General features: G+C 70.6%; 27 protein-coding genes and 1 tRNA gene. 15 read left to right on the top strand and 13 right to left on the bottom strand.

Annotation, left to right across the window (positions count from 1 at the left end; all coding sequences use genetic code 11):
• Window positions 1-35 precede the first annotated feature (35 nt).
• The 7 genes from FHX52_RS02490 to FHX52_RS02460 all read left to right on the top strand — a co-directional run bounded on the left by FHX52_RS02490 (window position 36) and on the right by FHX52_RS02460 (window position 8,537).
• On the top strand, window positions 36-2,096 hold the full coding sequence (locus tag FHX52_RS02490) for a transglycosylase domain-containing protein (protein ID WP_141819615.1): 2,061 nt from the start codon (window positions 36-38) through the stop codon (window positions 2,094-2,096).
• A gap of 147 nt (window positions 2,097-2,243) precedes the next feature.
• Entirely contained in the window at window positions 2,244-3,212 is a 969-nt protein-coding gene (locus FHX52_RS02485) for an aldo/keto reductase (protein WP_141819613.1), read from the top strand.
• Between the two features lie 219 nt (window positions 3,213-3,431).
• Window positions 3,432-4,865, top strand: coding sequence for a M23 family metallopeptidase (locus FHX52_RS02480; protein ID WP_141819611.1), 1,434 nt, complete (start codon window positions 3,432-3,434; stop codon window positions 4,863-4,865).
• 274 nt (window positions 4,866-5,139) lie between these two features.
• Window positions 5,140-5,868 (top strand): amino acid ABC transporter ATP-binding protein, encoded by a 729-nt coding sequence (locus FHX52_RS02475; RefSeq protein ID WP_141821992.1) that lies wholly within the window; start codon window positions 5,140-5,142, stop codon window positions 5,866-5,868.
• 95 nt (window positions 5,869-5,963) lie between these two features.
• Window positions 5,964-6,800: a glutamate ABC transporter substrate-binding protein gene (locus FHX52_RS02470; protein ID WP_141819609.1), complete on the top strand. Its 837-nt coding sequence runs from the start codon at window positions 5,964-5,966 to the stop codon at window positions 6,798-6,800.
• 136 nt (window positions 6,801-6,936) lie between these two features.
• Complete coding sequence (locus tag FHX52_RS02465; protein WP_141819608.1) at window positions 6,937-7,614, top strand: amino acid ABC transporter permease; 678 nt, start codon at window positions 6,937-6,939, stop codon at window positions 7,612-7,614.
• Entirely contained in the window at window positions 7,611-8,537 is a 927-nt protein-coding gene (locus FHX52_RS02460) for an amino acid ABC transporter permease (RefSeq protein ID WP_141819606.1), read from the top strand. The genes FHX52_RS02465 and FHX52_RS02460 overlap by 4 nt, the downstream gene beginning before the upstream one ends.
• An 84-nt stretch (window positions 8,538-8,621) precedes the next feature.
• Here FHX52_RS02460 and FHX52_RS02455 read toward each other — a convergent pair.
• From FHX52_RS02455 to FHX52_RS24225, 7 genes are all read right to left on the bottom strand, one after another.
• Window positions 8,622-8,694 (bottom strand) — tRNA-Asn (locus FHX52_RS02455).
• A 71-nt stretch (window positions 8,695-8,765) separates the two neighbouring features.
• The gene (locus tag FHX52_RS02450; protein ID WP_141819604.1) at window positions 8,766-9,284 is read right to left on the bottom strand and encodes a hypothetical protein; all 519 of its coding nucleotides are present in this window, start codon (window positions 9,282-9,284) and stop codon (window positions 8,766-8,768) included.
• On the bottom strand, window positions 9,284-11,224 hold the full coding sequence (gene dnaG, locus FHX52_RS02445) for a DNA primase (protein WP_141819602.1): 1,941 nt from the start codon (window positions 11,222-11,224) through the stop codon (window positions 9,284-9,286). The genes FHX52_RS02450 and dnaG overlap by 1 nt, the downstream gene beginning before the upstream one ends.
• 51 nt (window positions 11,225-11,275) lie before the next feature.
• Window positions 11,276-12,505 (bottom strand): deoxyguanosinetriphosphate triphosphohydrolase, encoded by a 1,230-nt coding sequence (locus FHX52_RS02440; RefSeq protein ID WP_141819600.1) that lies wholly within the window; start codon window positions 12,503-12,505, stop codon window positions 11,276-11,278.
• Between the two features lie 19 nt (window positions 12,506-12,524).
• Window positions 12,525-13,859 carry a hypothetical protein gene (locus tag FHX52_RS02435; protein ID WP_141819598.1) on the bottom strand — a complete coding sequence of 445 codons (1,335 nt, stop codon included), beginning with the start codon at window positions 13,857-13,859 and terminating at the stop codon, window positions 12,525-12,527.
• On the bottom strand, window positions 13,856-14,113 hold the full coding sequence (locus tag FHX52_RS24230; RefSeq protein WP_246069581.1) for a sigma-70 family RNA polymerase sigma factor: 258 nt from the start codon (window positions 14,111-14,113) through the stop codon (window positions 13,856-13,858). The genes FHX52_RS02435 and FHX52_RS24230 overlap by 4 nt, the downstream gene beginning before the upstream one ends.
• Complete coding sequence (locus tag FHX52_RS24225) at window positions 14,114-14,488, bottom strand: sigma factor (RefSeq protein WP_246069580.1); 375 nt, start codon at window positions 14,486-14,488, stop codon at window positions 14,114-14,116. It lies immediately after the preceding gene.
• A gap of 141 nt (window positions 14,489-14,629) precedes the next feature.
• Here FHX52_RS24225 and FHX52_RS24515 point away from each other — a divergent pair, with 141 nt between their 5' ends.
• Window positions 14,630-14,761, top strand: coding sequence for a hypothetical protein (locus tag FHX52_RS24515; protein WP_281287860.1), 132 nt, complete (start codon window positions 14,630-14,632; stop codon window positions 14,759-14,761).
• An 8-nt stretch (window positions 14,762-14,769) separates the two neighbouring features.
• On the opposite strand, the gene FHX52_RS02425 is transcribed toward FHX52_RS24515, so the two are convergent.
• Window positions 14,770-15,408, bottom strand: a complete 639-nt coding sequence (locus FHX52_RS02425; protein ID WP_141819596.1) for a YdeI/OmpD-associated family protein — start codon at window positions 15,406-15,408, stop codon at window positions 14,770-14,772.
• 45 nt (window positions 15,409-15,453) lie between these two features.
• Here FHX52_RS02425 and FHX52_RS02420 point away from each other — a divergent pair, with 45 nt between their 5' ends.
• The gene (locus FHX52_RS02420; protein ID WP_246069579.1) at window positions 15,454-16,167 is read left to right on the top strand and encodes a hypothetical protein; all 714 of its coding nucleotides are present in this window, start codon (window positions 15,454-15,456) and stop codon (window positions 16,165-16,167) included.
• A 2-nt stretch (window positions 16,168-16,169) separates the two neighbouring features.
• Here FHX52_RS02420 and dusB read toward each other — a convergent pair whose 3' ends face one another.
• Together dusB and FHX52_RS02410 are read right to left on the bottom strand one after the other, a co-directional pair.
• Window positions 16,170-17,402, bottom strand: coding sequence for a tRNA dihydrouridine synthase DusB (gene dusB / locus FHX52_RS02415; protein ID WP_425460098.1), 1,233 nt, complete (start codon window positions 17,400-17,402; stop codon window positions 16,170-16,172).
• A 19-nt stretch (window positions 17,403-17,421) separates the two neighbouring features.
• Complete coding sequence (locus FHX52_RS02410) at window positions 17,422-18,129, bottom strand: alpha/beta fold hydrolase (protein WP_141819592.1); 708 nt, start codon at window positions 18,127-18,129, stop codon at window positions 17,422-17,424.
• A 25-nt stretch (window positions 18,130-18,154) separates the two neighbouring features.
• Here FHX52_RS02410 and FHX52_RS02405 point away from each other — a divergent pair, with 25 nt between their 5' ends.
• A complete protein-coding gene (locus FHX52_RS02405) occupies window positions 18,155-18,985 on the top strand; it encodes a sulfurtransferase (RefSeq protein WP_141819590.1) in 831 nt (276 codons plus the stop codon).
• 204 nt (window positions 18,986-19,189) lie between these two features.
• Here FHX52_RS02405 and FHX52_RS02400 read toward each other — a convergent pair whose 3' ends face one another.
• Window positions 19,190-20,584 carry a glycine--tRNA ligase gene (locus FHX52_RS02400; RefSeq protein ID WP_141819588.1) on the bottom strand — a complete coding sequence of 465 codons (1,395 nt, stop codon included), beginning with the start codon at window positions 20,582-20,584 and terminating at the stop codon, window positions 19,190-19,192.
• Window positions 20,585-20,662: 78 nt separating this feature from the next.
• Here FHX52_RS02400 and FHX52_RS02395 point away from each other — a divergent pair, with 78 nt between their 5' ends.
• From FHX52_RS02395 to FHX52_RS02375, 5 genes are read left to right on the top strand one after another with little or no spacing between them, the layout of a single operon-like run.
• The gene (locus FHX52_RS02395) at window positions 20,663-20,950 is read left to right on the top strand and encodes a DUF6703 family protein (protein ID WP_141819586.1); all 288 of its coding nucleotides are present in this window, start codon (window positions 20,663-20,665) and stop codon (window positions 20,948-20,950) included.
• A gap of 28 nt (window positions 20,951-20,978) precedes the next feature.
• On the top strand, window positions 20,979-21,965 hold the full coding sequence (locus FHX52_RS02390; protein WP_246069578.1) for a metal ABC transporter substrate-binding protein: 987 nt from the start codon (window positions 20,979-20,981) through the stop codon (window positions 21,963-21,965).
• The gene (locus tag FHX52_RS02385; protein ID WP_141819584.1) at window positions 21,962-22,813 is read left to right on the top strand and encodes a metal ABC transporter ATP-binding protein; all 852 of its coding nucleotides are present in this window, start codon (window positions 21,962-21,964) and stop codon (window positions 22,811-22,813) included. Before FHX52_RS02390 ends, FHX52_RS02385 begins: the two co-directional genes overlap by 4 nt.
• A complete protein-coding gene (locus tag FHX52_RS02380) occupies window positions 22,810-23,868 on the top strand; it encodes a metal ABC transporter permease (RefSeq protein ID WP_141819582.1) in 1,059 nt (352 codons plus the stop codon). The genes FHX52_RS02385 and FHX52_RS02380 overlap by 4 nt, the downstream gene beginning before the upstream one ends.
• A complete protein-coding gene (locus FHX52_RS02375; RefSeq protein ID WP_141819580.1) occupies window positions 23,865-24,278 on the top strand; it encodes a Fur family transcriptional regulator in 414 nt (137 codons plus the stop codon). The genes FHX52_RS02380 and FHX52_RS02375 overlap by 4 nt, the downstream gene beginning before the upstream one ends.
• Window positions 24,279-24,655: 377 nt before the next feature.
• Here FHX52_RS02375 and FHX52_RS02370 read toward each other — a convergent pair whose 3' ends face one another.
• Both FHX52_RS02370 and recO read right to left on the bottom strand, forming a co-directional pair.
• Window positions 24,656-25,432, bottom strand: coding sequence for an isoprenyl transferase (locus tag FHX52_RS02370; protein WP_141819579.1), 777 nt, complete (start codon window positions 25,430-25,432; stop codon window positions 24,656-24,658).
• 34 nt (window positions 25,433-25,466) lie between these two features.
• Window positions 25,467-26,195, bottom strand: a complete 729-nt coding sequence (gene recO / locus FHX52_RS02365; RefSeq protein ID WP_141819577.1) for a DNA repair protein RecO — start codon at window positions 26,193-26,195, stop codon at window positions 25,467-25,469.
• Between the last annotated feature and the right edge of the window lie 77 nt (window positions 26,196-26,272).

Genomic DNA, 26,272 nt, shown 5'->3' with positions numbered 1-26,272 from the left:
AGCGAGTCGTCAAGCTCGTGTGGGTAGGTTCAGGAGTGAGCGCTCCACGGCACGGTGCAGGCAGGATCCTCCGCCTCCTCGCGGGATTCGTCGTGGCGGCGTGCGCGATCGGCCTGCTGGCCGCCGGCCTCTCGGCCCCGACGGTCGCGGCTCTCGGCAGCCTGGCCGACTCCGGGAGCACCGCCTTCCTCGACCTGCCGAGCACCTTCACGGCGGTCGCGATGTCGCAGGGCTCACGGATCCTCGCCGCCGACGGCTCGCTCATCGCCGCCCCGCAGGACCAGAACCGCCGCACCGTCAGCCTCTCCCGGGTCGCGCCTGTCATGCGCGAGGCGCAGGTGGCGATCGAGGACAGCCGCTTCTACGGCCATGGCGCCATCGACCCCTCGGGCCTGACCCGCGCCGTTCTGCAGGATCTGCGGACCGGTGAGGCCACGCAGGGCGCGTCGACCCTCACGCAGCAGTTCGTCAAGATGACGCTCCAGGCCAAGGCGCTCAGCCAGGGCCAGACCTCAGAGGCGCAGGCGGCCATCGCCAAGACCCTGCCCCGCAAGCTCACCGACCTCAGGTATGCCGTCGCCCTCGAACGCTCGTGGAGCAAGGACGAGATCCTCCAGGGCTACCTCAACCTCGCGTACTACGGGGACGGGTCCTACGGCGTCGAGGCGGCTGCCCTGCACTACTTCGACGTGCACGCGTCATCGCTCAGCCTGACGGAGGCCGCGACGCTGGCCGGACTCGTCCAGAGCCCGAGCGCCACCGACCCGGTGCACCACCCGGACAAGGCACAGGCCCGGCGCAACGTCGTGCTCGGCCGGATGCACGAGCTCGGCGAGCTGACGACGGCGCAGTGGCAGGGTGCCGTCAGACGGCCGCTGTCCGCCGACCTGCACGTCACCAACCTGCCCGCCACCTGTGCCGCCTCGAACCACCCGTACTTCTGCTCCTTCGTCATCAGCTGGCTCGAGCAGCAGCCGGCCCTCGGCGCCACCGTGCAGGCGCGGCACGACCTTCTCTTCCAGGGCGGTCTGACGGTCCACACGACGCTCGACCCGAACGTCGAGGACACGGTGAACGCAGCACTGCGCAGGGTGGCACCGGAGCACAACTCGATCGGGGTCGCGGCAGCGGCCTACGTCACCGAGCCAGGCACTGGCAAGGTGCTCGCGTTCGGCCAGGACACGGCATACGGCAGCTCGACCTCCGGTCAGACGGAGGTCAACTACTCCGTCGACGCGAAGTACGGCGGCTCGGGCGGGTTCCAGTTCGGCTCGACCGCCAAGGCGTTCTCGCTCGTCACCGCGATGGCGCAGGGCCTGGGGACCAGCGCGAGCATCGACGCACCTGCGGCCGACAACCAGACCCCGGCCACGTTCTCACGCTCGCAGTTCCCCCAGCCGTGCGGCCTCACCACCGACTGGAAGGTCTACAACGACGAGGTGTGGGGCGGTGGCCGGATGTCGCTCATGACGGCGACGGCCCAGTCGACGAACTCAGCCTTCGTCGCGCTCGCCAGCAAGATCGGCGTGTGCGCGATCCACGACACGATGAAGGCCTTCGGCATCCACGGAGGTGACGGGTCGCCGCTCGGGACCTACCCGCCGCAGGTCATCCTCGGCGCGCAGGCCATCTCGCCGGCGACCCTGGCCACCGCCTACGCAGGTCTCGCGGCCGGCGGGATCCTCTGCGCCCCCTACCCGGTGACGAGCGTCGAGCAGGGCGGCAACACCCTGTGGTCGCCGAAGCCGTCGTGCAAGCGGGTCGCCGACGCCGGTGCGGTGAGCCAGGCGACCCAGTACCTCGAGTACAACATGACCCACGGCTCGGGCATCCTCAACCAGCTGAGCGGCAGGGTGTCCGCCGGCAAGACGGGCACGTCCGACGGCAACGCTCAGTCGTGGTTCGTCGGCTACACGCCGCAGCTGGCGACGGCCGTCTGGGTCGGCAACCCGACGCGCCCGAACCGGCGGATGTTCGACGTGTCGATGGCCGGCAAGTCCTGTCACGCGATGACCGGAGCGTGCTACGCGGCGCCGATCTGGCGACAGATCATGGACGGCGCCCTCGCGGGCCAGCCCGCTGTGCCCCTGCCGTGACCTGCCGTGACCTGCCGTGACCTGCCGTGACTTGGCGTCCGAGACTCGCCCGATCGGGCGGAGGCCCCTCATGGGTACCTACCGTGGGAAGGTCCGACGCGAGTCACAGGACCCGCCTCGGGATCGGCTGAAGGGAAGCACAAGACCATGGACTACGTCCGTCTCGGAAACACCGGCCTGCAGGTCTCGCCGCTCATCATCGGGTGCATGAGCTTCGGTGACCCTCAGAGGGGTCCCCACCCGTGGACGCTGGACGAGGCCGCCAGCCGTCCCCTCATCCGAGCGGCCATCGAGGCCGGCATCACCACCTTCGACACCGCCAACGTCTACTCGGCCGGTAGCAGCGAGGAGATCGTCGGCCGCGCCCTGCGCGACTTCGGCCGCCGCGAGGAGCTCGTCATCGCCACGAAGGTCCACGGACGGATGCACGATGGGCCCAACGGGGCCGGCCTGTCCCGCAAGGCGATCATGAACGAGATCGACGCGAGCCTGCGCCGGCTCGGCACCGACTACGTCGACCTGTACCAGATCCACCGCTGGGACCCGCTGACCCCGGTCGAGGAGACGATCGAGGCGCTGCACGACGTCGTCAAGGCGGGCAAGGCCCGCTACGTCGGGGCCTCCTCGATGAGCGCCTGGCAGTTCTCCAAGGCTCACTACCTCGCCCGGATGGCCGGGCTGACGAGCTTCGTGTCGATGCAGAACCACTACAACCTGCTCAACCGCGAGGAGGAGCGCGAGATGCTGCCGCTGTGCGCCGACCTCGGAGTGGGTGTCATCCCGTGGAGCCCGCTCGCCCGAGGCAGGCTGACGCGTGACTGGGACGCGGAGACCGCGCGGAGCCAGACGGACGAGTTCGGCAAGACCCTCTACCGCGAGGGCGACCGCGCGATCGCCCTCCAGGTGGCCGCGATCGCCCAGGAGCGCGAGGTCTCACGCGCGCAGGTGGCCCTGGCTTGGGTGCTCGGCAACCCCGTGGTCACGGCGCCCATCATCGGTGCCACGAAGCTCGAGCACATCGACGACGCCGTCGCCGCTCTGGACCTGCGCCTGGGCGACGAGGAGCGCGCCCGGCTCGAGTCCGCCTACGAGCCTCACGAACCAGCCGGTTTCTGACGCTCGGACGCCTCGGCGCGTCTTCACTCCTGCCACACCAGTCACATCCGTCACGAATCTCGAGGAACTTCTCCCACAACAGCCCCCAATCGTGATCCCCCACATATGGTTGAGGAAGAGACAGAGGTCGGCCCTTGGGGAGTCCGACCCGCGCTCAGTGGGACAGATGCGGCCCCGTGGGGCCGAACGTGACGAGACGCCTGAGGGGGTGGCCGGCCGGTGGGTGATGACGCCCGACCCAAGGGTCCCTTCGTCCTCAACATCCGCATGAGCGGTCGGATCGTCCCCTTTGCAGCGGGACTCACGATGTTCGCGGTCCTGCCCTTCCTCGGCGGTAGCGCGCCGAGCGCCCAGCGCGCCGATGTCGTCCTTGCGGCCGGCACCCCGGCGCAGGCTGCGGTCCAGAACGCCGTCGGGGCCGTCGAGGTGGCCCGAGCCGGCCTGTCCGACCACGCCACGTCGGCCCTGCTCGGTGACGCCGTCGCAGTAGGTGGCGGCAACGCTGCCTTCAGCGGCGCGACGGGGCTGTTCATGTTCCCGTCGCTGAACCTCACCCTCTCGACCGCACAGGCCGTCGCCGCACCGGTTGCCGGCCCGCCGTCGACGACCGGCTTCATCCACCCGGTCCCGGGCGGCGAGGTCTCTGCCTTCGGCCCGCGCATCCACCCGCTGCTGCACCGCGCGATGTTCCACACCGGCATCGACCTCCAGGCCAGCTGTGGCACCCCGATCCGCGCGGCCGCCGACGGCACGGTCATCTACGCCCGAGTGTCCAACTCCTGGGGTCTGCGCACGATCATCCAGCACACGTCCGGCGTCAAGACCGCCTACGGCCACCAGTCGAAGTTCCTGGTCAAGGAGGGTGACGTCGTCAAGCAGGGCCAGGTCATCGGCCTCGTCGGCACGACCGGTTGGTCGACCGGCTGCCACCTGCACTTCGACGTCATCATCAACGACCGCTACGTCGACCCCGCTCCCTACCTCGGCTTCCCCGCCTCGGCCGCCGACAGCATCCCGTATGCCGTCGTCCCCCACTTCGTCATCGACCAGAGCGGGCGCACGGTGCAGACCGTGCAGGACGGCGACGTGCCGATCCCGTCCGGTGGCTCCGCAGGGTCCAGCAGCTCGGTCGACGGGTCGGGCAACACGCCCTCGACACCGAGCACGACGCCCACGACGACGCGACCGACGTCGTCCGGTTCGGGCACGACGACCCGGCCTCCGACCTCGAGCGGCACCGGCACGCCGACGGCCACGGGTACCGGCAGCGGCACCTCGAGCGGCACGGGCACCCCGACGACCGGCACGACCTCCGGGTCCTCGACCACCACGCAGCCCCCGACTCAGACGACGACCAGCTCGCCTACCACGACGACGAACCCGCCTGAGACGTCGACCACCACGACGACTGCTGCCGACCCGACCCCCACCGACCCGCCGACGTCGTCGACGTCGTCGACGAGCCAGTCCACGACGAGCGCGGAGCAGTCTGTGACGACCTCTGACCCGGCTCCGGCCTCGACGAGTGGTTCGACCTCGAAGTCCCTGGCAGCGAGCGACACCTCGACGAGCTCCTCGAGCTCGACCGACACGACCAGCTCGACGAGCTCGTCGACCGACACGGCAAGCCCGACCTCGGACGCCACTCCCTGATCTGCCGGGTCGGCGTGTTGCGCCGCACCCACGCGCGTCCAGGCAGGTGCTCCTTGGCCACGCCGCGATGTCCTCTTTTCGCCCTCTTCTGCATGGTCCGAGACACGTAGATCAGGCCGATTGTTCACGATTGGGCGTCGCTCTTGCGTGGTGACTCCCCCGGGCGTGTCCCAGCCGATAGGTTTCCGGGATGGACGACGTGAATCCCGGTCAGACTGATCGGACCACCGGCAAGACGGTTGCCCCTGACCGCACCGGAGGCGCTCGAGAGCCGATGGTCGTCATCGAGGGCGTCAACAAGCACTTCGGAGACCTGCACGTGCTGCAGGACATCAACCTCACCGTCGGCAAGGGTGAGGTCGTCGTCGTGCTCGGCCCCTCGGGGTCCGGCAAGTCGACGCTGTGCCGAGCCATCAACCGCCTCGAGACCATCGAGTCGGGCACCATCACCATCGACGGCAAGGCCCTGCCCGAGGAGGGCAAGCCACTCGCCCAGCTGCGAGCCGATGTCGGCATGGTGTTCCAGTCCTTCAACCTCTTCTCGCACAAGACGATTCGCGAGAACGTGACACTCGGGCCGGTCAAGGTCCGCAAGAAGTCCAAGTCAGAGGCCAGCACCCAGGCCGACGCGCTCCTCGAACGAGTGGGCGTCGCGGCGCAGGCCGACAAGTACCCCGCCCAGCTCTCGGGCGGCCAGCAGCAGCGCGTCGCCATCGCGCGCTCGCTCGCCATGGGTCCCAAGGTGATGCTCTTCGACGAGCCGACCTCGGCGCTCGACCCCGAGATGGTCAACGAGGTCCTCGACGTCATGGTCGGCCTCGCCAAGGAGGGCATGACGATGATCGTCGTCACCCACGAGATGGGCTTCGCGCGCAAGGCGGCAGACCGAGTGGTCTTCATGGCCGACGGTCAAGTCGTCGAGGTCGCCACGCCCGAGGAGTTCTTCACCGCGCCCAAGAGCGCCAGGGCCAAGGACTTCCTCGGCAAGATCCTCACCCACTGAGCGTCGCCGCCGCCCGAAGCCAGCACGGACCAACCGCCCGCAGGGAGCGGCACGCACACGGCGTGCCGCGAGCAACCACTCATGGAGGAACCCAGATGAAGTCACGAGGACTTGGCGCCGTCGCAGCAGCAGCTGCACTGGCGCTCACGCTCGCCGCGTGCGGATCGAGCAGCGGCGGAGGCGGCAGCGCCTCCGGCGGTGGCTCGGGCCTCAAGATCGGTATCAAGTTCGACCAGCCGGGCATGGGGCTGAAGAAGGGCAGCGACTACACCGGCATGGACGTCGACGTCGCGAAGTACATCGCGAAGCAGCTCGGCACGTCCGAGGGCGACATCACCTGGGTCCAGGCCCCGAGCGCCCAGCGCGAGACCCTGATCCAGACCGGGCAGGTCGACATGGTCGTCGCGACCTACTCCATCACCGACGCCCGCAAGGAGAAGGTGAGCTTCGCCGGGCCGTACTTCATCGCCGGTCAGGACCTGCTCATCCGCTCCGACGACTCGTCGATCACCGGACCCGACTCCCTCGACGGCAAGAAGCTCTGCTCCGTCAAGGGTTCGACCTCCGCCCAGAAGGTCAAGGACAAGTACCCCGGGGTCCAGCTCCAGGAGTTCGGCACCTACTCCGAGTGCCTTCCGGCCCTCGCGACCGGTGGCGTCGACGCGCTGACGACCGACGACACGATCCTCGCGGGCTATGCCTCGCAGCCCGAGTTCAAGGGCAAGTTCAAGGTCGTCGGGAAGCCGTTCTCGACCGAGAACTACGGCGTCGGCATCAAGAAGGGCGACACCGCCCTGTGCACGAAGGTCACGGACGCCATCAAGAAGATGATCTCCGACGGCTCGTGGCAGAAGGCGATCGACAACAACCTCGGGCCGGCCGGCTACAAGCCGGGCCAGGGCAACCCGCCCACCCCCGCGGCCTGCTCCTGATCCAGCTCACCCGGTGCCGGGTCGGTCGACACCAGCTGTCGACCGACCCGGCACCGCCGGGGTCCGGACCCCGCTGACCGCTGACCAGCACCGAACTTCGACACCTCCGCTCCACCACTGACCCGAAAGGAGCGCCGTGCTCGACATCCTCGACAAGTACGACGTCCTCGGCGCGTTCTGGATGACGATCAAGCTGACCGTCTTCTCGGCGATCGGCGCCCTCGTGATCGGAACGATCCTGGCCGTCATGCGGGTCGCGCCCGTCGCGATCCTGCGCCGGCTGGGGGCGTTCTACGTCAACACGGTCCGCAACACCCCGCTGACGCTCATCCTCGTCTTCTGCTCGCTCGGTCTGCTCTACATCCTGCAGGTCAACCTCACCGACCCCAAGTCGCCGACGTCCATCGTCGACAACAACATCCGCTGGGCGATCGTCGGTCTCGCGGCATACCACGCAGCCTTCGTCTGCGAGGCCCTGCGCAGCGGCGTCAATACCGTGCCGCTCGGTCAGGCCGAGGCCGCGCGCTCGATCGGGCTCACCTTCACCCAGAGCCTGCGCGAGGTGATCCTGCCCCAGGCCTTCCGCGGCTCGATCGCCCCCCTGGGGTCGGTCCTCATCGCCCTGACGAAGAACACGACCGTCGCCTCGATCATCGGTGTCGCCGAGGCCTCGGGTCTCATGAAGGAGATCATCGAGAACGAGACCGCGAGCTTCGGGGTCTTCTTCATCTTCGCCCTCGGCTTCGTCATCCTCACCCTCCCGGTGGGGATCCTCTTCACGTCCCTCTCCCGACGCCTGGCGGTGAAGCGATGAGCGCGCAGAACGTCCTGTTCGACGCCCCCGGCCCCAAGGCCCGCCGGCGGCACGCGATCTTCACCGTGATCGGCTTCGCGCTTGCCGCAGTAACCCTCGGTCTCGTGGTCTGGAAGCTGCAGGCGCAGGGTCAGCTGGAGCCGTCCATGTGGACCGTGCTCTTCACGGCGGACGTGTGGACGCAGTACCTCATCCCCGGCCTCATCAACACCATCAAGGCCGCTGCGCTCTCCATCGTGTTCGCCCTGGCGTTCGGCCTGCTCTTCGGCATGGGACGCCTGTCGCACAACGGGCCGATCCGGTGGGTGAGCGGCATCGTCGTCGAGTTCTTCCGCTCGGTGCCCGTGCTGCTGATGATGTACTTCTTCTTCCAGGTCTTCGCCTTCAACAACTACTTCGGCACCGACTACAACTCGCTCGCCGCGGTCGTGCTCGCGCTGACGCTCTACAACGGCTCGGTCATCGCCGAGCTCGTGCGCTCGGGCGTGCACGGCCTGCCGTCCGGACAGTCCGAGGCTGGTCTGTCCATCGGTCTGACGCCCGGGCAGACGCTGCGCGCCATCCAGCTCCCCCAGGCCCTCACGGCGATGCTCCCGGCTCTCGTGGGGCAGCTCGTCGTCATCCTCAAGGACAGCGCACTGGGAACGGCCATCACCTACCCCGAGCTGCTACAGGCCGCGAAGGACGTCGGCACGGCATACGGCAACGTCATCCCCGCCTACCTCCTCGCCGCGCTGATCTTCATCCTCATCAACTACGGGCTGACGAACGTCGCCGGACGCGTGGAGCGGCGCCTCAGCCGCCGCGGTCGCGGTCCGCGCAAGGGCGCCGCCACCGCCGCCGTCGGGACCACGGTCGACGGCTCCCTCGGCGGGCCCCTCGAGGATGCTGCCGTCGGCGAGACCCCGGACCCTGCCCGATGACCGCCCGATGACCGTCTAGCGAACGGCGGCCCCGGTCGACGACAAAGGCCCTGACACCGTGGGTGTCAGGGCCTTCGTCATGGGCTCCCCCGATTGGACTCGAACCAATAACCTGCCGGTTAACAGCCGGCTGCTCTGCCAATTGAGCTACAGGGGAATGCTGCCGGGCAACCATAGCAAAGGGATCGGGCCGACACTAAATCGGGTCGCCGGCCACCGGATGACCCCTCAACGACCGATCTCGGAGCGCAGTCGCGCGAGGTGTGCGGAGGCCTCAGCAGCCACCTCCGGGTCGTCGAGGCGGGTGCCCTTGCCGGCGATCACCTGCTCGACGATCGCCCCGGTGGCGAGGTCCTGACGGATGACGACGCGCACGGTGCGCCGCGCGGCGGTGCGGAACTCGCCGGCCAGCACGACGCTCGCCTGCACCCGCTCTCGCAGCGTCTGCTGGATCATCGAGGGCTCGGTGACCTCCCACCGCGACGGCGGCCCGTGGTCGACCCACGTGACGGTGAGCAGCGACTCGTCGCCCTGCCACGTGCCCGCCTCGACCTCGTGCCACGGCCGGCACCAGGCGAGCACGCCGTCACCCCCGACGAGAGCGAGGTGGTGCGTCGTGGCGACGACGTGAGACCCGCTGCGGTCATCGCGTGCCCACGCGAGCACTCGCTCGCCGGGGCCGAGCGGCACGGCCGACCGCGCGGTGTCGGGCAGCGGAGCGCGCCGCCGGTTGCCGAGGAGTCCCATCAGGCCATCCCTGCCTTGATCGTGGCGAGCTCACGCTGCAGCACCTGCAGCTGCGTGCCCAGCTCGCGGGTGCGTTCGGGTGAGGGCTCGGCGGCGTGGTCGAGCCGGCGCATCTCGCTCAGGGCGTCGGCGATCTGCCGGGTCAGGGCGATCGTGCGCACCCGGTCGAAGAGCTCCTCGACGTAGCGGGCCGTGGGAAGACCCGTGACCTGGTCCATGCGGGACGGCAGGGTGCCCACGGCCAGCTCGCTCACGAGACCGGCCACGGGTCGCGGCGAGGCCTCGGTGACGGCTGCCATCCAGGCCTGGGCGTTCGCCGAACTCGTCGTCGCCCGGGCGATGCGGATGCCGTCGAAGACGGCACGGTGGGCGGGCGCCGAGAAGGACTCGGGCGTGAGCATGTCGATGGCCTCGGCGCGCAGCACCTGCGGGAACTGCAGGAGCACCTGCAGCAGCTGGCGCTCGGCCGACACAACCGGGTCACGCGGGTCGGGCATCGCCATGAGGCCATCGGACTGGGCGACCTCGTCAGGGCCCGGCTCGCCGGGCTCCGAGTCCAGGACCGCCCGGTCACGCCTGCGGTCGTCGTCGGCGGAGTCGACGGTGAGGCGCCCGGCGCGGCTCACCTCGCGCGCCACCTGCTCCACCTCGAGCCCGAGCAGCCCGGCCACCTCACGGGTGTACTCGGGGCGCAGCGACTGGTCGCGGATCGCGGCCACGATGGGCGCGACAGCCGTCGCCGCCCGCACCCGCCCCTCGGCCGTCGTGAGGTCGTAGCGCTTGATCGTCGTGCGCACGGCGAACTCGAACATCGGCACGGCGTCCTCGACGAGCGCCTGCACGGCCGGGTCGCCCTTGGCCTGGCGCAGCTCGCACGGGTCCATGCCCGAGGCCTCGACGGCGACGAAGGACTGCGACGACCACTTCTGGTCGTCGGCGAAGGCCCGCATCGCGGCCTTCTGCCCCGCGGCGTCGCCGTCGAAGGTGAAGATGACCCGGGCCGGAGCCAGGTCCGCCTCGTCGCGCATGATGCGGCGCAGCACCTTGATGTGGTCGGAGCCGAAGGCGGTGCCGCACGTGGCCACGGCGGTCTCGACCCCCGCGAGGTGGCATGCCATGACGTCCGTGTAGCCCTCGACGACGACGGCCGTGCGGTCGGCCGCGATCCGCTTCTTGGCCAGGTCGAGGCCGTAGAGCACCGTCGACTTCTTGTAGATCGGTGTCTCGGACGTATTGAGGTACTTCGCCTCGATGCGGTCGTCGTCGAAGATGCGGCGCGCCCCGAAGCCGACGGTGTCGCCGGTGATGTCGCGGATCGGCCAGACGAGGCGACCCCGGAAGCGGTCGTAGAGCCCCCGCGACCCACGACCGGCCAGACCGCCCGTCACGAGCTCGTCGTCGGTGAAGCCCTTGGCGCGCAAGGCGCGCACGAGGTCCTCCCCTCCGCGCGGGGCGAAGCCGACCCCGAAGTGCTTGGCCACGGCACCGTCGAAGCCGCGGGCCCGCATGAAGTCGCGCGCCGGGCGAGCGCCGGGCTGGTTGAGCAGGGCCTCGGCATAGAACTCCTGCGCCACGCGGTGGGCCTCGATGAGGCGGGAACGCCGTCCCGGGCCCTCCTGCGCCGACCGGGCGCTGCCGTCCTCGTAGCGCAGCTCCATGCCGAGCTTCTGCGCAAGCCGCTCGACGGCCTCGCTGAAGGAGAGGGCCTCGACCTTCTGCACGAAGGAGATGACGTCGCCACCCTCGCCGCAGCCGAAGCAGTGGTAGAACCCCGCAGCCGGGTTGATGCCGAAAGAGGGGCTCTTCTCGTCGTGGAACGGGCAGAGCCCGACGAGGCGGGCGCCGGAACGCCTCAGCGTCACGTGCTCGCTCACGACGTCCTCGATCGACGACCGCGCCTTGACCGTCGCGATGTCGTCGCTGTTGATGAGCCCCGCCATGTGCCTCCTCCCGCTGCTCGTGATTCTAGGTCGACCCGCCCACCCCGCCGGTCAGCGGCTCCACTGCACGTGCAGCGCCAGGGCGCGCACGTCGGTCAGCGACGCCACCTGGTCGATGACGACCCGCAGCCGCTCACCGTCGTCCGCGGCGGCGTCGTGGTCGGCACGGAAGGGCGCGTCGAGACGCTCACCCGGCCGGGCGGCATACCCCTTCACGAGGGTGCGGACGACGTCGCGCTGCTCGGCCATCACCCGCAGGCGCTCGTCGGTCGTCATGACGAAGTGGTTCGCGATCGCCTTGAGCACGGAGCACTCGGCGCGAGTGTCGTCGGGCACCACGAGGTCGGCCTCGAAGCGGCACAGTGGCCCCGGCCCGTGCCGCTCGCGGGTCGCCCGCTCGACGTCGAGCACGAAGTGGCCGATGAGGCGGCTCGTCATGTCCTTGAGGCGGGCGAGGTCGCCGCGAGAGCCGCCGTATGCCGTGGGCATCGCGTCAGAGGCCAGGAGGCGTTCCAGCGCAGCTCCCAGGGCGTCGCTGCCGAGGTCGGGCGCGTAGGTGCGGCCGGCGACGGCGACGACCTCTGCCATGTCGGTGGAGCGGAGCACCCGGGGGTCAAGCCAGCCCGAGGCGATGGCGTCCTCGACGTCGTGCACCGAGTAGGCGACGTCGTCGGACCAGTCCATGACCTCGGCCTCGAGGCACCGGTCACCGGTCGCAGCCTGCTCGCGCATCCACTGGAAGACAGGGAGGTCCGACGGGTAGACGCCGAACTTCCTTGTGGGATATGGCGCTTCGCCGCGCTGCCACGGATATTTCGTCGTGGCGTCGAGGCTCGCGCGCGTGAGGTTGAGGCCGGCGGGCGTGCCGTCGGGGTGCGAGCGCTTGGCCTCGAGCCGGGTCAGGAGGCGCAGGGTCTGTGCGTTGCCCTCGAATCCCCCGATGTCGCAGGCGATCTCGTCGAGAACCGTCTCGCCGTTGTGGCCGAAGGGCGGGTGCCCGAGGTCGTGGGCGAGGCACGCCGTGTCGACGACGTCGGCATCGCACCCGAGGGCGGCACCGAACTCCCGACCGATCTGGGCGACCTCGAGCGAGTGGGTGAGGCGGTTGCGCACGAAGTCGTCGTGACCCGGCGCGAGGACCTGGGTCTTGGCGGCGAGACGGCGCAGCGCGGACGAGTGCACGACCCGCGCCCGGTCGCGGGCGAAGTCGTCGCGGTCGGCCCGCTTCTGGGCAGGGTCCTCCGCAACCCACCGCTCACGATCTCGACCCTCGTAGCCCACGACCCGACTCTAGGCCGGATCACCCCTGCGGCAGCGTGAGGCCCATCGTCGCGGAGTCGAAGGTCGACTCGAACGACGCCCGGGGGTCGCTCGGCAGCCGCTCCCCCGCGTGGGTCCGCAGGTCGTAGCGGTAGGGCACCGACGAGCCGGTCGGGGACGCGGCAGCCGCGGCGAAGACGTCGGCGTTCTCCCAGACGTAGTCCTCGATCGGGGCCGTCAGGGCGTGCGCGAGACCCGGCTCCCCCGCGACCGCCCCAGAGCCAACGAGGTCGTGCAGGGCCGCCCGGGTGCCCGGCGCCCCCGCCATGCCCACGAGGACGTACTTGCCGCCCGGGCCGACGGCGGTGGTCGGGGTGCCGGCGGCAGAGAGCGGCCAGCACTCGAGCGGGATGAGGGTGATGCCGCCCTCGAGCTGGCTGACGCACTTCTGGCTCCCCTGCACGGTGGTGACGAGGGCCGATAGAGGCGACCCACCGAAGGCATCGAGGCGCACGACGCCGACGACCCGCGCCTCGAGACGCGCAGCGACCGGGACCCACTCGTTGCGCGTCGTGTCGAAGAGCGCCACAGCCGTCGTCGCCACCGCAGGGGTTGCACCGGGCGGCACCGCGCTGGTCGACGCCTCCCCGACCGGCACGACGCTGATCCCCAAGGGCGTCCACGTCGCGAGGGCCGGGTCGACAACCTTCGAGGGCAGGGCGACGCCTGTCGATGAGCCGTCAGCGATGTCGACGATGCTGAGCCCCGTCGTGCCGCCGTCGGTGGCGAGCCACGCGAAGCGAGCACCCTCGGGGTCGACGAGGACCGACGTCGGGCCAGAGGGCCGTGCCATCACGGTGGCCCGGTCGGTGACGCGGCTGAAGTGCAGGATCGCGGGCCGGCCCACGGTCGCCCCGGTCGCCACGAAGAGCCAGCCGTCGGCGACGGGATGCGGGTCGCTGAGGTCGGTGAAGCCCTGCGGCCCGAGAACGTCCCGGTCGCCGAGGCGCACGGCGACACGGTCACCCTGCCGCTCCGTCGTCGGCCACCCCGTGAAGGTCGCGGGGTCACCCTGGGGCAGCGCAGCAGCCCACGTCAGAGCATCCGCGCGACTCGCCTCGACGTCACGCGACTGCTGCTGGGTGGTCGACGGTGCGGCCGGCACGGGCGGCGCGGCGGTGCCACCCAGGCGCGGAACGAGCGCAACCGCGACGACGGCGGCGGCAGCAACCCCGGCCGCTGCGGTGAGCACCTGGCGCCTGCGGTGCTCCCGACGGGCGCGCGCCAGGATGAGGGCGCTGGGAGCCGGCGGGACGGCATACCCCTGCGCTCGCTCGTCGAGCGACTCGCGGACGGTGGTGTCGAGCTCGTTCATCGGACCTCCTCCTTGCTGCTGCGGCGGCCGGCGCCCTCAGGCGCTGGCGCGACGATGGAGAGCACGACAGCGGAGCCGCGCAGGGTGGCCAGCGCCCTCGAGAGCTGGCTCTTGACGGTGCCGACCGTGCAGCCGAGCGCCTCGGCGATCGCCCGCTCGGGCAGGTCCTCGTAGAACCGCAGGACGACGACGGCGCGCTGTCGCGGCGGCAGGGTGGCGAGGGCGCGCCAGACCTCGTCGCGGTCGGCTGCCAACTACTCCCAGGCCGGGTGACCGGCGGCGAGCGTCCGGTCGAGCACCACGCGGTCCTCGACGGCCGAGCGGCGGGTGAGGCTACGCCAGCGCGACACATGGGAGCGGGCCATCGCGGTGCGCGTGTAGGCGAGGGGAGCGCCGTCCGGAGCGATGCGGTGCCAAGCCTGGTAGACCTTGACGAGCGTCTCCTGCACGAGCTCCTCGGCCTCGACGCTGCTGCCCGTCAGCACGTAGCCGTGGCGGTGCAGCCGTGACCAGCTCGCGTCGACGAACGCCGTGAAGGCGGCATCGCGCCCCCTGCCGAGCTCGTGCTGTCGTGCTCCAACGAAGTCCCTTGTCGTGACGGCTGTCGCCCGGGCCTCGTGGCCCGTCATGCCCTCTACGCCGGGGGCCAGGGAAAGGTTGCACGAGGCCCCACCACCACGCCAGCCGACATCGGCTGCGGCCGGGGGCAGCACCGAGGGCGCATACTGCAGGGATGGAGCCGTTCGGGCTTCCAACGCGAGGAGCTCGCCATGGGCGACAAGTCACCGAAGTCCCACATGACCACGAAGGCGAGATCGCTCAAGGAGAAGCGTGCCGACAAGCACGCCAAGTCTGCGGCGAAGGACCACATCGAGATCGTTCCGCCCAAGAGCAAGCGCTGACCGGCTGGTCAGCCGAGGTCTGAACGGGCTCGCCGCACCCAGGCCGGCTCGGTGCCGTAGCGCTGTGTCTTGATGAGGCGCAGGTTGGCGCAGTCGTCGACGAGCTCGGCCATGCGCTTGTCGCGGGTCACCTCCTGCTTCGCCGTGACGACCCAGTTCGTCGCCACCCTGCGGTAGGACGGGGTCGCGGCGTCCCAGAATGCCGAGGCCCGGGGGTTGGCGCGCAGCTGCGCCTCGTAGTGCGCCGGCCACTCGCGGTCGCGGTTCTCGTAGGCGTAGATGCCGGAGCGGTCCTCGCGCCGCTTGGCGAAGGCCGCCAGCCCGGCGGGGTGCATCCGCCCGGCCGCCGTGAGCTCGGCGACCGCGGCGATGTTCATGGTGCTCCAGTTGCTGCCGCTCTTGCGCGGCGTCCACCGCTGGCGGCGGGTGTCCTCGTCGATGCCCTGGGCCATCGAGTCGATCCAGCCGAAGCAGAGCGCCTCGCGCACGGCGTCGGCCCACGACAGACCCGGCGGGTCCACGTGCTTCTTGTTGAGGCCCATCCACAGCTCGGTCGCCGAGGCGTGGTTGGCCTCGAGCCATGCCCTGAAGTCGGCCGCGTCGTCGAAGAACACGGCCGGCCGCTCCGGCGATCCGCCCTCTCGCATGACCCGATGGTGCCACCACCCACCGACAGAGGGCAGGATCGACCCGTGACGAGCACCCCCGACCGGATCGCCCTCGCTGCCCGCAACAACGCCCTGTGGTGCGACGCGGTCGCCCGCTCGCACGGCGTGCGCGGCACGTTCGACGACGAGGCGTGGGCCGCCCCCACGCGCACCCCGCCCTTCTATCCCGATGCCGTCACCCTCTCCCCCACGGCCGAGGAGTACGACCTGCTCGCCCGCATCGACGACTCCGACGGGTGCTCCGTCAAGGACTCGTGGGCCCGCCTCGACCTCACGCTCGAGGACTTCGCCCGGCTCGTCGTCGGCGAGTGGGTCTGGCTCGACCCCTCGACGCCGCTCCCGGAGCAGACCCCCGGCAGCTCGCGAACCTGGCGCCGGGTGAGGGGCGCCGACGAGCTGGCGCAGTGGGTGCAGGCCTGGTCCTCCGACCCCGATGCCGCCGCGATCCTGCGGCCGAGCCTGCTCGACGAGCCCGGTGTCCACGTGCTCGCGGCACGCTCGGAGACCGATGCCGTTGTCGCCGGTGCGATCCTCCACGTCACGGGTGAGGTCGCCGGTCTCGGCAACGTCTTCGCGCGGGACGGCGACGTGAACCGGGCCTGGCGCGAGGCCGCGGCGGCTGTGCGTGAGGTCGCTCCCGGCATACCCCTCGTGGGGTGGGAGGCGGGGGCCACGGTCGACGCGGCGGTCGCCGCGGGCTGTGAGCGACTGGGGCCGCTCACGGTCTGGCTGAAGTAGCCTCAGCCGCCGCTGACGGAGAGCTCTGCCTCGGCGATGGTGCGCTCGTGCTCCTCCGAGAGCTCGCGCGACTCGAGCCATCGGTCGGGCAGCGCGACGGTGCGCGACGACCCGGCACGCCCACGCTGGCCCTCTGCCGCCTCCCCCGGCCACGGCGCGTCGCGGTCGAGCGTCGCCAGCAGCCTGTCGAGAGCGGCGAGCGAGTCGACGAGCGCGAGCGAGTTGCGGATCGTCGACCCGGCCGGGAATCCCTTGAGGTACCAGGCGATGTGCTTGCGGATGTCGCGGCAGGCGCGCTCCTCCTCGCCGTAGAAGTCGGTGAGGTATGCCGCGTGCGTCCGGAGCGTGTCGGCCACCTCCCCGAGCGACGGGGTCACGCGGGTCGAGGCGCCGGCGAAGGCCGCCGCGAGATCGGTGAAGAGCCACGGGCGACCCAGGCAACCGCGGCCGACGACGACGCCGTCGCACCCGGTCTCGGCGACCATGCGCAGGGCGTCCTCGGCCGACCAGATGTCGCCGTTGCCGAGCACCGGCACCGACGTGATCGTCTCCTTGAGGAGGCGGATCGCCTGCCAGTCGGCCTGGCCCGAGTAGGCCTGCGAGGCGGTGCGGCCGTGGAGGGCGATCGCGGCGACCCCCTCCTGCTCGGCGGCGAGGCCGGCGTCGAGGAAGGTGAGGTGGGTGTCGTCGATGCCCTTGCGCATCTTGACCGTCACGGGGATGTCGCGCCTCGCGCCCTCCTCGACGACCGCGCTGACGATGCGCCGGAAGAGGTCCTTCTTCCACGGCAGCGCCGAGCCGCCACCCTTGCGGGTCACCTTGGGCACGGGGCAGCCGAAGTTGAGGTCGATGTGGTCGGTGCGGTCCTCGGTGACGAGCATCCGCGCCGCCGCGCGAGCCGTGGCCGGGTCGACGCTGTAGAGCTGGATGGAGCGCGGGTTCTCCTCCGGGTCGTGCTCGATGAGGCGCATCGACTCGGGGGTGCGCTCGACGAGGGCGCGGCTCGTGATCATCTCGCTGACGTAGAGGCTCGTCGCGCCGCTCGCCCCGCCGAGAGCGGTCCCCTCGTTGCCGTACTCGCGGCAGAGGCGGCGGAAGGCGCGGTTCGTGATGCCGGCCATCGGGGCGAGCACGACCGGGGACTCGATGACGTGGCGGCCGATGCGCAGCGGGGGCAGCACGGGCGCCGGGGCTGCGTCCCGCGCGGGCGCGTCGGGGGTCATCAGGTCGGTCACAGCCACCCATTCTCCCCAATCAGGCGCGCTGCACCGAATCGGCGAAGCGGAGCAGCGCCTCGGCGAAGGCCTCCGGCTGGTCGAGGTTGGCGAAGTGACCGGCCCCCGGGATGACCTCGACCCGGGCGTGGGGGCAGGCCCGGAGGAAGGCTCGCGTGCCGACGCGGAACTGGTCGAACCGCCCGTTGAGCAGCAGCACGGGGCAGGTCACCGCGCTGAGCATCGACGGTCGGCAGTGCGTCATCACCTCATGCCACGCGGCCGGAGTCGGGGCGAAGTAGTAGCCGCCGGCGATGACGGGCTCGATCCGCTCCGGAGGGTAGAGCCGCCGGAGCACCCGGTCGTTGAGCCTCGTCATCCGCTCCGGTCCGAGCCGGTCGGTCAGCGCCGCCACCCCGCGATAGATCGCAGCGCCCGGGCCCGTCGGGGTGGCGGACGCGTCGGCGAGCACGAGGCCGCTGAGAGCGTCGGCCCGCCGGGCGGCATACGCCATCGCGACGTAGCCACCGAGCGAGTGCCCGACGAGGACGACCGGCACGCCGGCGGGCAGCGCCTCGTCGATCACCGCGACGCAGCGCTCGAGGGTGAACGCCTCGCTCGCACGGGTACCGTGGCCCGGCAGGTCGACGAGGGTGAGGCCGACACGGCCCCGCAGCAGCGGCACCTGCGGCGCCCACTGCGAGCTCGCGAGGCGGGAGCCGTGGACGAGGACCAGGTGCACCTCCACACCGCGAGGATGCCACGATGGCCGCGTGACCCACCTCATCAGTGCCGCTGAGCTCGCGCGCGAGATCGACGACGTCGTCGTGCTCGACGTCCGCTGGGCGCTCACGACGGCCCACACCTCCGCCGGGCGCGACGACTACGCCGCCGGGCACGTGCCGGGCGCGTTCTTCGTCGACCTCGACACGGAGCTCGCCGCTCCCCCAGGTGCCGGCGGGCGGCACCCCTTGCCGGATCCCCTTGTCGTGCAAGCGGTTCTCCGTCGAGCTGGCATCACGCCGACCAGCCGCGTCGTCGCCTACGACGGCCAGGAGTCGTATGCCGCCGCGCGGGCCTGGTGGGTGCTGCGCTGGCTCGGCATCCCCGACGTCCGCGTGCTCGACGGCGGGTATGCCGCATGGCTGGCTGCCGGGCTCCCCGTCTCGGCCGAGACCCCCGCCGACAGGGACGGCGACGTCGAGGTGCGACCGGGCGAAGTGCCGGCTCTCGACGCCGACGGCGCCGCGCGCCTGGCGCGGGAGGGCCTGCTGCTCGACGCGCGGGCGCCCGAGCGCTACGCCGGTGAGACCGAGCCGATCGACCCCGTCGCGGGGCACATCCCGGGCGCCGTCAACAGCCCGACCACCGCGTGGCTGATGCCCGACGGGACGTTCCGGCGCGACCTGGCCCAGCACTGGGCCGCGGTGCAGGGCGGCCGGACCGGCGAGGTCGGCGTCTACTGCGGCTCCGGGGTCACAGCCGCCCACCACCTGCTCGCGCTGGCCGAGCTCGGCGTCGACGCAGCCCTCTACCCCGGCTCCTGGAGCGAGTGGATCCGCGACCCCTCCCGTCCCGTCGCGACCGGCCCCCAGTCCGGCTGACAACCCCCCTCCACAATCGAAAGAGCAGTTCGTCGCCTTTTCGAGGACTGCGCGGCCCCCGCAATCGAAAGAGCAGTTCGTCGCCTTTTCGAGGACTGCGCGGTCATCGGCACCACGACGAACTGCTCTTTCGATTGGCCACGAACGCACGTATGCCGCCCGCCCGGGTGGGCGGACGGCATACGTCAGCGGTGGGTGGTGGGGTCAGCAGCCGACGAGGCGCTGGGCGAGGTAGCCCTCGACCTGGTCGAGCGCGATGCGCTCCTGCGCCATCGAGTCGCGCTCACGGATCGTCACGGCCTGGTCCTCGAGCGTGTCGAAGTCGACGGTGATGCAGAACGGCGTGCCGATCTCGTCCTGACGGCGGTAGCGCTTGCCGATCGCGCCGGCGTCGTCGAAGTCGATGTTCCAGTTGCGGCGGAGCTGCGCCGCGAGGTCGCGCGCCTTGGGCGAGAGGTCGGCGTTGCGCGACAGAGGCAGCACGGCGGCCTTGACCGGCGCGAGCCGCGGGTCGAGGCGCAGGAGGACACGCTTGTCGACGCCGCCCTTGGTGTTGGGCGCCTCGTCCTCGGTGTAGGCGTCGACGAGGAAGGTCATGAGCGAGCGGGACAGGCCGGCCGCCGGCTCGATGACGTAGGGCGTGTACTTCTCGCCCGTCGTCTGGTCGAAGTAGACGAGGTCGGTGCCCGAGTGCTTCGAGTGCGTCGACAGGTCGAAGTCGGTGCGGTTGGCGATGCCCTCGAGCTCGCCCCACTCCGAGCCGGCGAAGTTGAAGCGGTACTCGATGTCGACGGTGCGCTTGGAGTAGTGCGAGAGCTTCTCGGGAGCGTGCTCGTAGTGGCGCAGGTTGTCGGGGTTGATGCCGAGGTCGATGTACCACTTCGTGCGCTCGTCGAGCCAGTACTGGTGCCACTGGTCGTCCTCGCCGGGCTTGACGAAGAACTCCATCTCCATCTGCTCGAACTCGCGGGTGCGGAAGATGAAGTTGCCGGGCGTGATCTCGTTGCGGAAGCTCTTGCCGGTCTGGGCGATGCCGAACGGCGGCTTCTTGCGCGACGCCTGCATGACGTGGTTGAAGTTGACGAAGATGCCCTGGGCCGTCTCGGGGCGCAGGTAGTGCAGCCCCGACTCGTCCTCGATGACGCCGAGGTAGGTCTTGAGCATCATCTGGAAGTCACGGGGGGCGGTCCACTGGCCCTTGGTGCCGCAGTCGGGGCACACGATCTCGGACATCTCGATCGTGTCGGGGTCCTCGATGCCCTTCTTGGCCGCGAGCGCCTCCTGGAGGTGGTCCTGGCGGCGGCGCTTGTGGCAGCTCAGGCACTCGACGAGCGGGTCGGTGAAGGTGCCGACGTGACCCGAGGCGACCCACGTCTCGCGGGGCAGGATGATCGAGGAGTCGAGGCCGACGACGTCGTCGCGGCTCGTGACCATCGACCTCCACCACTGGCGGCGGATGTTCTCCTTGAGCTCGACACCGAGCGGCCCGTAGTCCCAGGCCGATCTCGTGCCTCCGTAGATCTCACCGCTCGGGAAGACGAAGCCCCTGCGCTTGCAAAGGCTGACGACGGTGTCCACGGTGGATGTCTGCTTGGCCATGCCGCTCAGGTTATCGGGGCGGGGCCGGGCGGTCGTCCGCCGTCCGAGGTATGCCGCCGCGTCACCTACGCTCGTGCCGTGGCCCTGAACTTTCGTTCCCGTGTCGAGCACGCCTCCTACCCGTGGGTGGAGCGGCTGCGCGCCGTGCCGCGGCCGGTCGCGATCGGCGGCTTCGTCGCCCTGCTGGCCGTCGGCATCCTCGCGCCGCGGCCGTGGGCGGGCATCGCGTTCCTGCTCGTCTCGCTCTTCGTCGGGTGGCTGCTCTACCTCACGTGGGAGCGTCTGACCCTGCCCGAGCGGCTGATGCGCACGGCGGTGCTCGTGCTCGCCCTGGCGGTCGCCGTCGTGAGGATCTTCCCCAGCTGACGGTTGCGCGGTTTTGACAATCATTCTCATGACGAGAATGATTGTCATCATGATCTCCGCTCCCCGGCGCCGCGCGCTGACCGCACTCACCGCTGTCGGTGCCTCGGCCGCTCTCGTCCTGACGGCCGCTGCGTGCAGCAGCGACTCCGGAGCGGGCTCGGGCTCGGCAGAGGGGGCAGTCGTCACCTCCTTCTATCCCCTGCAGTTCGCCACCGAGCAGATCACCGGCTCAGCCCTGCCGGTCACGTCGCTGACCAAGCCGGGCGCCGAGCCGCACGACCTCGAGCTCGCCCCTCAGGACGTCGCCGGCCTGACGAAGGCGCGCCTCGTAATCTATGCCGACGGCTTCCAGCCCGCGGTGGACGACGCCATGGCGCAGGTCGACCCGAGCCGGGTCCTCGACATCGCCGACGCCGCGTCGCTGACGCTCCCCGCGTCGCAGGACGGCCACGACCACTCCGGCGAGTCGGCGGCAGCCCACGCCGAGCACTCGGCCGACGACCCGCACTTCTGGCTCGACCCGCAGCGGTATGCCGCGGTCGCCAAGGCCATCGGCGCGCGGCTCGCCAAGGACGACCCGGCGAAGGCCGCCACCTACGCGGCCAACACCGATGCCTTCGTCGCGAAGCTGACCGCGCTCGATGGCGAGTTCGCCAAGGGGCTCGCGTCCTGCAGATCCAAGGTTCTCGTCACGAGCCACGCCGCCTTCGGCTACCTCGCCAAGCGCTACGGGCTCGAGCAGCACGGCATCAGCGGCATCTCCCCCGATGCGGAGCCGAGCGCCGCTGCGCTCCAAGAGATCTCGGACCTCGTGCGCAACGAGGGCGTCACGACGATCTTCCAGGAGACGCTCGTCGAGCCCAAGTTCGCCCAGACCGTCGCGACGTCGACCGGCGCGAAGCTCGGGACCCTCGACCCCATCGAGGGCATCACGACCGAGTCGGCCGGCAAGGACTACTTTGAGGTCATGCGCAGCAACCTCGGCGCGCTCCAGCAGGGTCTGGGGTGCTCATGAGCGCAGCCCGCACCTCGCCTGAGCCCGGGGTCGCGCCGGCCCCCGCCGACGCCGTCATCGACCTGCGACGGGCCTCCTTCGGCTACGGCGAGCGCCCGACGGTCACCGACGCCACGCTGACGGTCCGCCGCGGCGAGATCGTGGCCGTCGTCGGGCCGAACGGCTCCGGCAAGTCCACCCTCATGAAGGGCATCCTCGGGCTCAACGAGCGCACCGCCGGCACCCTCACCCTCTTCGGCGTGCCCGGCGACGAGCTGCGAGACCGCGCGCGCCTCGGCTACGTGCCCCAGCGGCATACCCTCTCGACGTCGGTGCGGGCCACGGCGGAGGAGATCGTCTCGACCGGACGGCTCCCCCGCATCGGGTGGCTCGGCCGCCTGCGGGCAACCGACCGCCAGATCGTCGCTCGCTCGCTCGACGTCGTCGGGCTCGCCGACCGTGCAGCGACCGAGGTCAGCACGCTCTCGGGTGGCCAACAGCGCCGCGTGCTCATCGCGCGCGCTCTCGCCGGCCAGCCCGACGTGCTCATCATGGACGAGCCGACGGCAGGCGTCGACGCCGCCAACCAGCACGTCCTCGCCGACGTGCTCGAGCGGCTCGTCGAGCGCGGCGTGACGATGATCATCGTCACCCACGAGCTCGGCGCGCTCGAGCGGCTGCTCACCCGCATCGTCGTCGTCGACGGTGGGCGCATCCGTTTCGACGGCACCCCGGAGCGGTATGCCGCGCAGCGCGGAGCCGTGCACCACGACCACGACAGCCACCACCACGACGACGAGCTGCGGCCGCACCCGAGCGGCGTGGCCGTCGGCCCTCTCGATGCGCCCCACGACGGGAGCCGGCGATGATCGACCTGCTCTCGATCGACTTCATGCAACGGGCGCTCATCGCGGCGCTCCTCGTCGGCACCGTCGCGCCGATGGTCGGCATCTTCCTCGTGCAGCGGCGCCTCTCGCTCATCGGCGACGGCATGGGTCACGTCGCCCTCGCCGGTGTCGCGATCGGTCTCGTCACCGGGGTGGCGCCCGTCTGGACCGCGCTCGTCGCTGCTGTCGTCGCAGCCGTCGTGATCGAGCTGCTGCGCACCCGCGGCCGCACCAACGGCGACGTCGCCCTGGCCGTGATCTTCTACGGCGGCATCGCGGCCGGCGTCGTCATCATCAGCAAGTCGCCCGACGGCACGCCGGCCAACCTCATGAAGTACCTCTTCGGCTCGATCCTCACGACGACCTCGTCCGACCTCTACCTCTTCGCCGGGCTCGCGGTGCTCATCGCCGCGACGACCTGGGCGCTACGGCCGCGACTCTTCGCCGTCGCCAACGACGAGGAGTACGCCCGAGCAGTCGGCATCCCGGTGCTGCCACTCAACATCGTGCTCGCCGTCCTCACCGCGACGACCGTCGTCGTCGCGATGCGGGTCGTGGGCCTGCTGCTCATCAGCGCCCTCATGATCGTGCCCAACGCCGCGAGCCAGCTCATCGCCCGGTCCTTCAGCGGGGCTCTGCGCTGGGCCATCGCCTTCGGCCTCGTCTCGTCGGTCGGTGGTGTGGCGCTCTCCTACCCGCTCAACACGCCGTCGGGCGGCACCATCGTGCTGCTCGCCGTCGGGCTGTTCATCGTCACCGCCATGGTGGCGACGGCACGCACCCAGCTGTCACGACGGCGCCACGACGTGGCCGAGGCGCATGCGCACGAGCACGGCATCGAGTGCGGGCACGAGGCGATCCCCCACGGCGACCACGTCGACTACGTCCATGACGGGCACCTGCACGCCGCCCACGAGAGCCACTACGACGAGCACGGCCACGAAGGCCCGCACAGCGACCCCGACGGCACGGCTGACACAGCGGGCACGGCTGGCGCGGCTGACACTGCGGGCACGACGACGGGAACGGCACGATGACCAAGACGACGAGTCCGGTGAGCCGACGGCCGACGCGCCAGCAGGTGGCGGTGGCCGAGCTGCTCGGACGCTGCGACGACTTCACGTCGGCCCAGACGGTGCACGCGCGCCTGCGCGAAGCCGGAGAGGGCGTCGGACTGGCCACCGTCTATCGCGCCCTGCAGGCCATGGTCGAGGCGGGTACCGTCGACGTGCTGCGCACCGACGACGGCGAGGCCGTCTACCGCGCCTGCTCGACCCACCACCACCATCACCTCGTGTGCCGAGCCTGCGGCAAGACGGTCGAGGTCGAGGGACCTGCGGTCGAGAAGTGGGCTGACAAGGTCGCCGGCGACCACGGCTTCAGCGGGGTCACCCACTCGATCGAGATCTTCGGCACCTGCGCCGACTGCACCGCCGCCGGAGCCTGACCAGCAACTCAATCGAAAGAGCACTCCGTCGGCCTTGACGGGGGCGGCCGAGCAGCACCCCCAGGATCTCAATCGAAAGAGCACTCCGTCGGCCTGGACGGGGCGGCGGCCGAGCAGCACCCACAGGATCTCAATCGAAAGAGCACTCCGTCGGCCTGGACGGGGCGGCGGCCGAGCAGCACCCACAGGATCTCAATCGAGAGAGCAGTTCGTCGCCCTTCCAGACGGCCGCGCGGGGCCGCTCGACAGGGCGACGAACTGCTCTCTCGATTGCGGACAGGGCGACGAACTGCTCTTTCGATTGCGGTTGACCGGCCCGCCCTGGAGCGAGAGGCCGACTGGGTGCTCTTTCGATTGATGTCTGGTGCTTTCTCGACTCAGGTCTCGGTGGGGGTGTCTACGGCTCCGCCGTAGCGGCGCTCGCGGTTGACGTAGTCCTCGACGGCAGCCCACAGGTCGCGCCGGTCGTAGTCCGGCCAGAGCCGGTTCTGGAAGACCATCTCCGCATAGGCCGACTGCCACAGCAGGAAGTTGCTCGTGCGCTGCTCGCCCGACGACCGCACGAAGAGGTCGACGTCAGGCATCGTCGGCTCGTCGAGGTAGCGCTTGATCGTCTTCTCGTCGACGGAGCCCGGACGCAGCCGACCGGCCTTGACGTCATGGGCGATTCGCTGCACGGCGTCGGCGATCTCGGCGCGGCCGCCATAGTTCACGCAGAAGTAGAGGGTCAGCCCGGTGTTGTGCTGCGTCAGCTCCTGGGCGACCTCGAGCTCCTTGATCACCGAGCGCCAGAGGCGAGGAGTGCGGCCCACCCAGCGCATCCGCACACCCCACTCGTGCAGCTGGTCGCGGCGCCGGCGGATGACGTCGCGGTTGAAGCCCATGAGGAAGCGCACCTCCTCGGGCGACCGGCGCCAGTTCTCCGTCGAGAAGGCGTAGGCCGATAGATGGGTCACGCCCACCTCGATCGCCCCGGCGACGACGTCGAGCAGCGACGCCTCCCCCGCCTCGTGACCCTTGGTGCGCGGCAGGCCCCGCGCGTTGGCCCAGCGGCCGTTGCCGTCCATGACGACGGCGACGTGCTTCGGCAGCAGGTCTGCAGCGATCACTGGTGCCGTCGCGCCGGAGGGGTGCGGGAAGGGCTTGGCGTACATGGCTCTCCGTTGAGGTGGTGAGTTCGCTTGCAGGTCAGGCGCGCTCGACGAGGCGCAGTGAACGCAGGCCCCGCTCGATGTGCCACTGGAGGAAGGCGGAGACGAGGCCGTTGCCCTGCCGCCGGAACCGGTCGTCGCTCGCATCGGCGACCTCCCAGTCTCCGGCGAGCAGGGACGCGAGCAGGGCGAACGTCTCGGGGGCGGGCGCGCTCGAGCCGGGCGGACGGCATATGGAACACACGGCGCCGCCGGCCTGCACGTTGAACGCACGATGCGGCCCGGTGGCGCCGCAGCGGGCGCAGTCGACGAAGCTCGGCGCCCACCCGGCGACGGCGAGCGAGCGCAGCAGGTAGGCGTCGAGGACGAGCCCGGGGTCGTGGCTGTGCTCGGCGAGCGAGCGGAGGGCGCCGGCGAGGAGGAGGTACTGCTGGGTCTGCGGCTCGTGCTCCTCCGTCAGCTGGAGCGCGGTCTCGAGCATCGACGTGGCACAGGTGTAGGCGGCGTAGTCGCGGGCGATCGCGTCGCCGTACGGAGCGAGGGTCTCGACCTGCGTCACGGTGTCGAGGTTGCGGCCCTCGTAGCACTGCACGTCGATGACCATGCCGGGCTCGAGCCGCGAGCCGAAGCGGGACTTCGTGCGCCGCACCCCCTTGGCGACGGCGCGCACCCGACCACGCGTGCGCGTCAGCATCGTGATGATGCGGTCGGCCTCGCCCAGCTTGTGGGTGCGCAGGACGATCGCCTCGTCACGGTAGAGCGGCATGGTGCCCATTCTCCCCCGCTCGCGCAGCGCGGGCTCACCGCACGCGCCGAACCCCCGAGAGATCTCCTCATTCTCGC

This window comes from Humibacillus xanthopallidus, from assembly GCF_006717145.1.
GTDB classification, from domain to species: domain Bacteria; phylum Actinomycetota; class Actinomycetes; order Actinomycetales; family Dermatophilaceae; genus Humibacillus; species Humibacillus xanthopallidus.
The sequence above is the reverse complement of the archived record's forward strand: the minus strand, read 5'-3'. Positions and strand labels throughout refer to the sequence as shown.

What these genes read in the sequence shown, in the direction of transcription:
- FHX52_RS02460 (WP_141819606.1), top strand. Translation starts at nt 7,611, where the DNA reads ATGAGCGCGCAGAACGTCCTGTTCGACGCCCCCGGCCCCAAGGCCCGC.
- FHX52_RS02450 (WP_141819604.1), bottom strand. Translation starts at nt 9,284, where the DNA reads ATGGGACTCCTCGGCAACCGGCGGCGCGCTCCGCTGCCCGACACCGCG.
- FHX52_RS02435 (WP_141819598.1), bottom strand. Translation starts at nt 13,859, where the DNA reads ATGAACGAGCTCGACACCACCGTCCGCGAGTCGCTCGACGAGCGAGCG.
- FHX52_RS02385 (WP_141819584.1), top strand. Translation starts at nt 21,962, where the DNA reads ATGAGCGCAGCCCGCACCTCGCCTGAGCCCGGGGTCGCGCCGGCCCCC.
- FHX52_RS02425 (WP_141819596.1), bottom strand. Translation starts at nt 15,408, where the DNA reads ATGCGAGAGGGCGGATCGCCGGAGCGGCCGGCCGTGTTCTTCGACGAC.
- FHX52_RS02400 (WP_141819588.1), bottom strand. Translation starts at nt 20,584, where the DNA reads ATGGCCAAGCAGACATCCACCGTGGACACCGTCGTCAGCCTTTGCAAG.
- FHX52_RS02470 (WP_141819609.1), top strand. Translation starts at nt 5,964, where the DNA reads ATGAAGTCACGAGGACTTGGCGCCGTCGCAGCAGCAGCTGCACTGGCG.
- FHX52_RS02475 (WP_141821992.1), top strand. Translation starts at nt 5,140, where the DNA reads ATGGTCGTCATCGAGGGCGTCAACAAGCACTTCGGAGACCTGCACGTG.
- FHX52_RS24515 (WP_281287860.1), top strand. Translation starts at nt 14,630, where the DNA reads ATGGGCGACAAGTCACCGAAGTCCCACATGACCACGAAGGCGAGATCG.
- FHX52_RS02390 (WP_246069578.1), top strand. Translation starts at nt 20,979, where the DNA reads ATGACGAGAATGATTGTCATCATGATCTCCGCTCCCCGGCGCCGCGCG.
- FHX52_RS02485 (WP_141819613.1), top strand. Translation starts at nt 2,244, where the DNA reads ATGGACTACGTCCGTCTCGGAAACACCGGCCTGCAGGTCTCGCCGCTC.
- FHX52_RS24225 (WP_246069580.1), bottom strand. Translation starts at nt 14,488, where the DNA reads ATGACGGGCCACGAGGCCCGGGCGACAGCCGTCACGACAAGGGACTTC.
- recO (WP_141819577.1), bottom strand. Translation starts at nt 26,195, where the DNA reads ATGCCGCTCTACCGTGACGAGGCGATCGTCCTGCGCACCCACAAGCTG.
- dnaG (WP_141819602.1), bottom strand. Translation starts at nt 11,224, where the DNA reads ATGGCGGGGCTCATCAACAGCGACGACATCGCGACGGTCAAGGCGCGG.
- FHX52_RS02370 (WP_141819579.1), bottom strand. Translation starts at nt 25,432, where the DNA reads ATGTACGCCAAGCCCTTCCCGCACCCCTCCGGCGCGACGGCACCAGTG.
- FHX52_RS02375 (WP_141819580.1), top strand. Translation starts at nt 23,865, where the DNA reads ATGACCAAGACGACGAGTCCGGTGAGCCGACGGCCGACGCGCCAGCAG.
- FHX52_RS02380 (WP_141819582.1), top strand. Translation starts at nt 22,810, where the DNA reads ATGATCGACCTGCTCTCGATCGACTTCATGCAACGGGCGCTCATCGCG.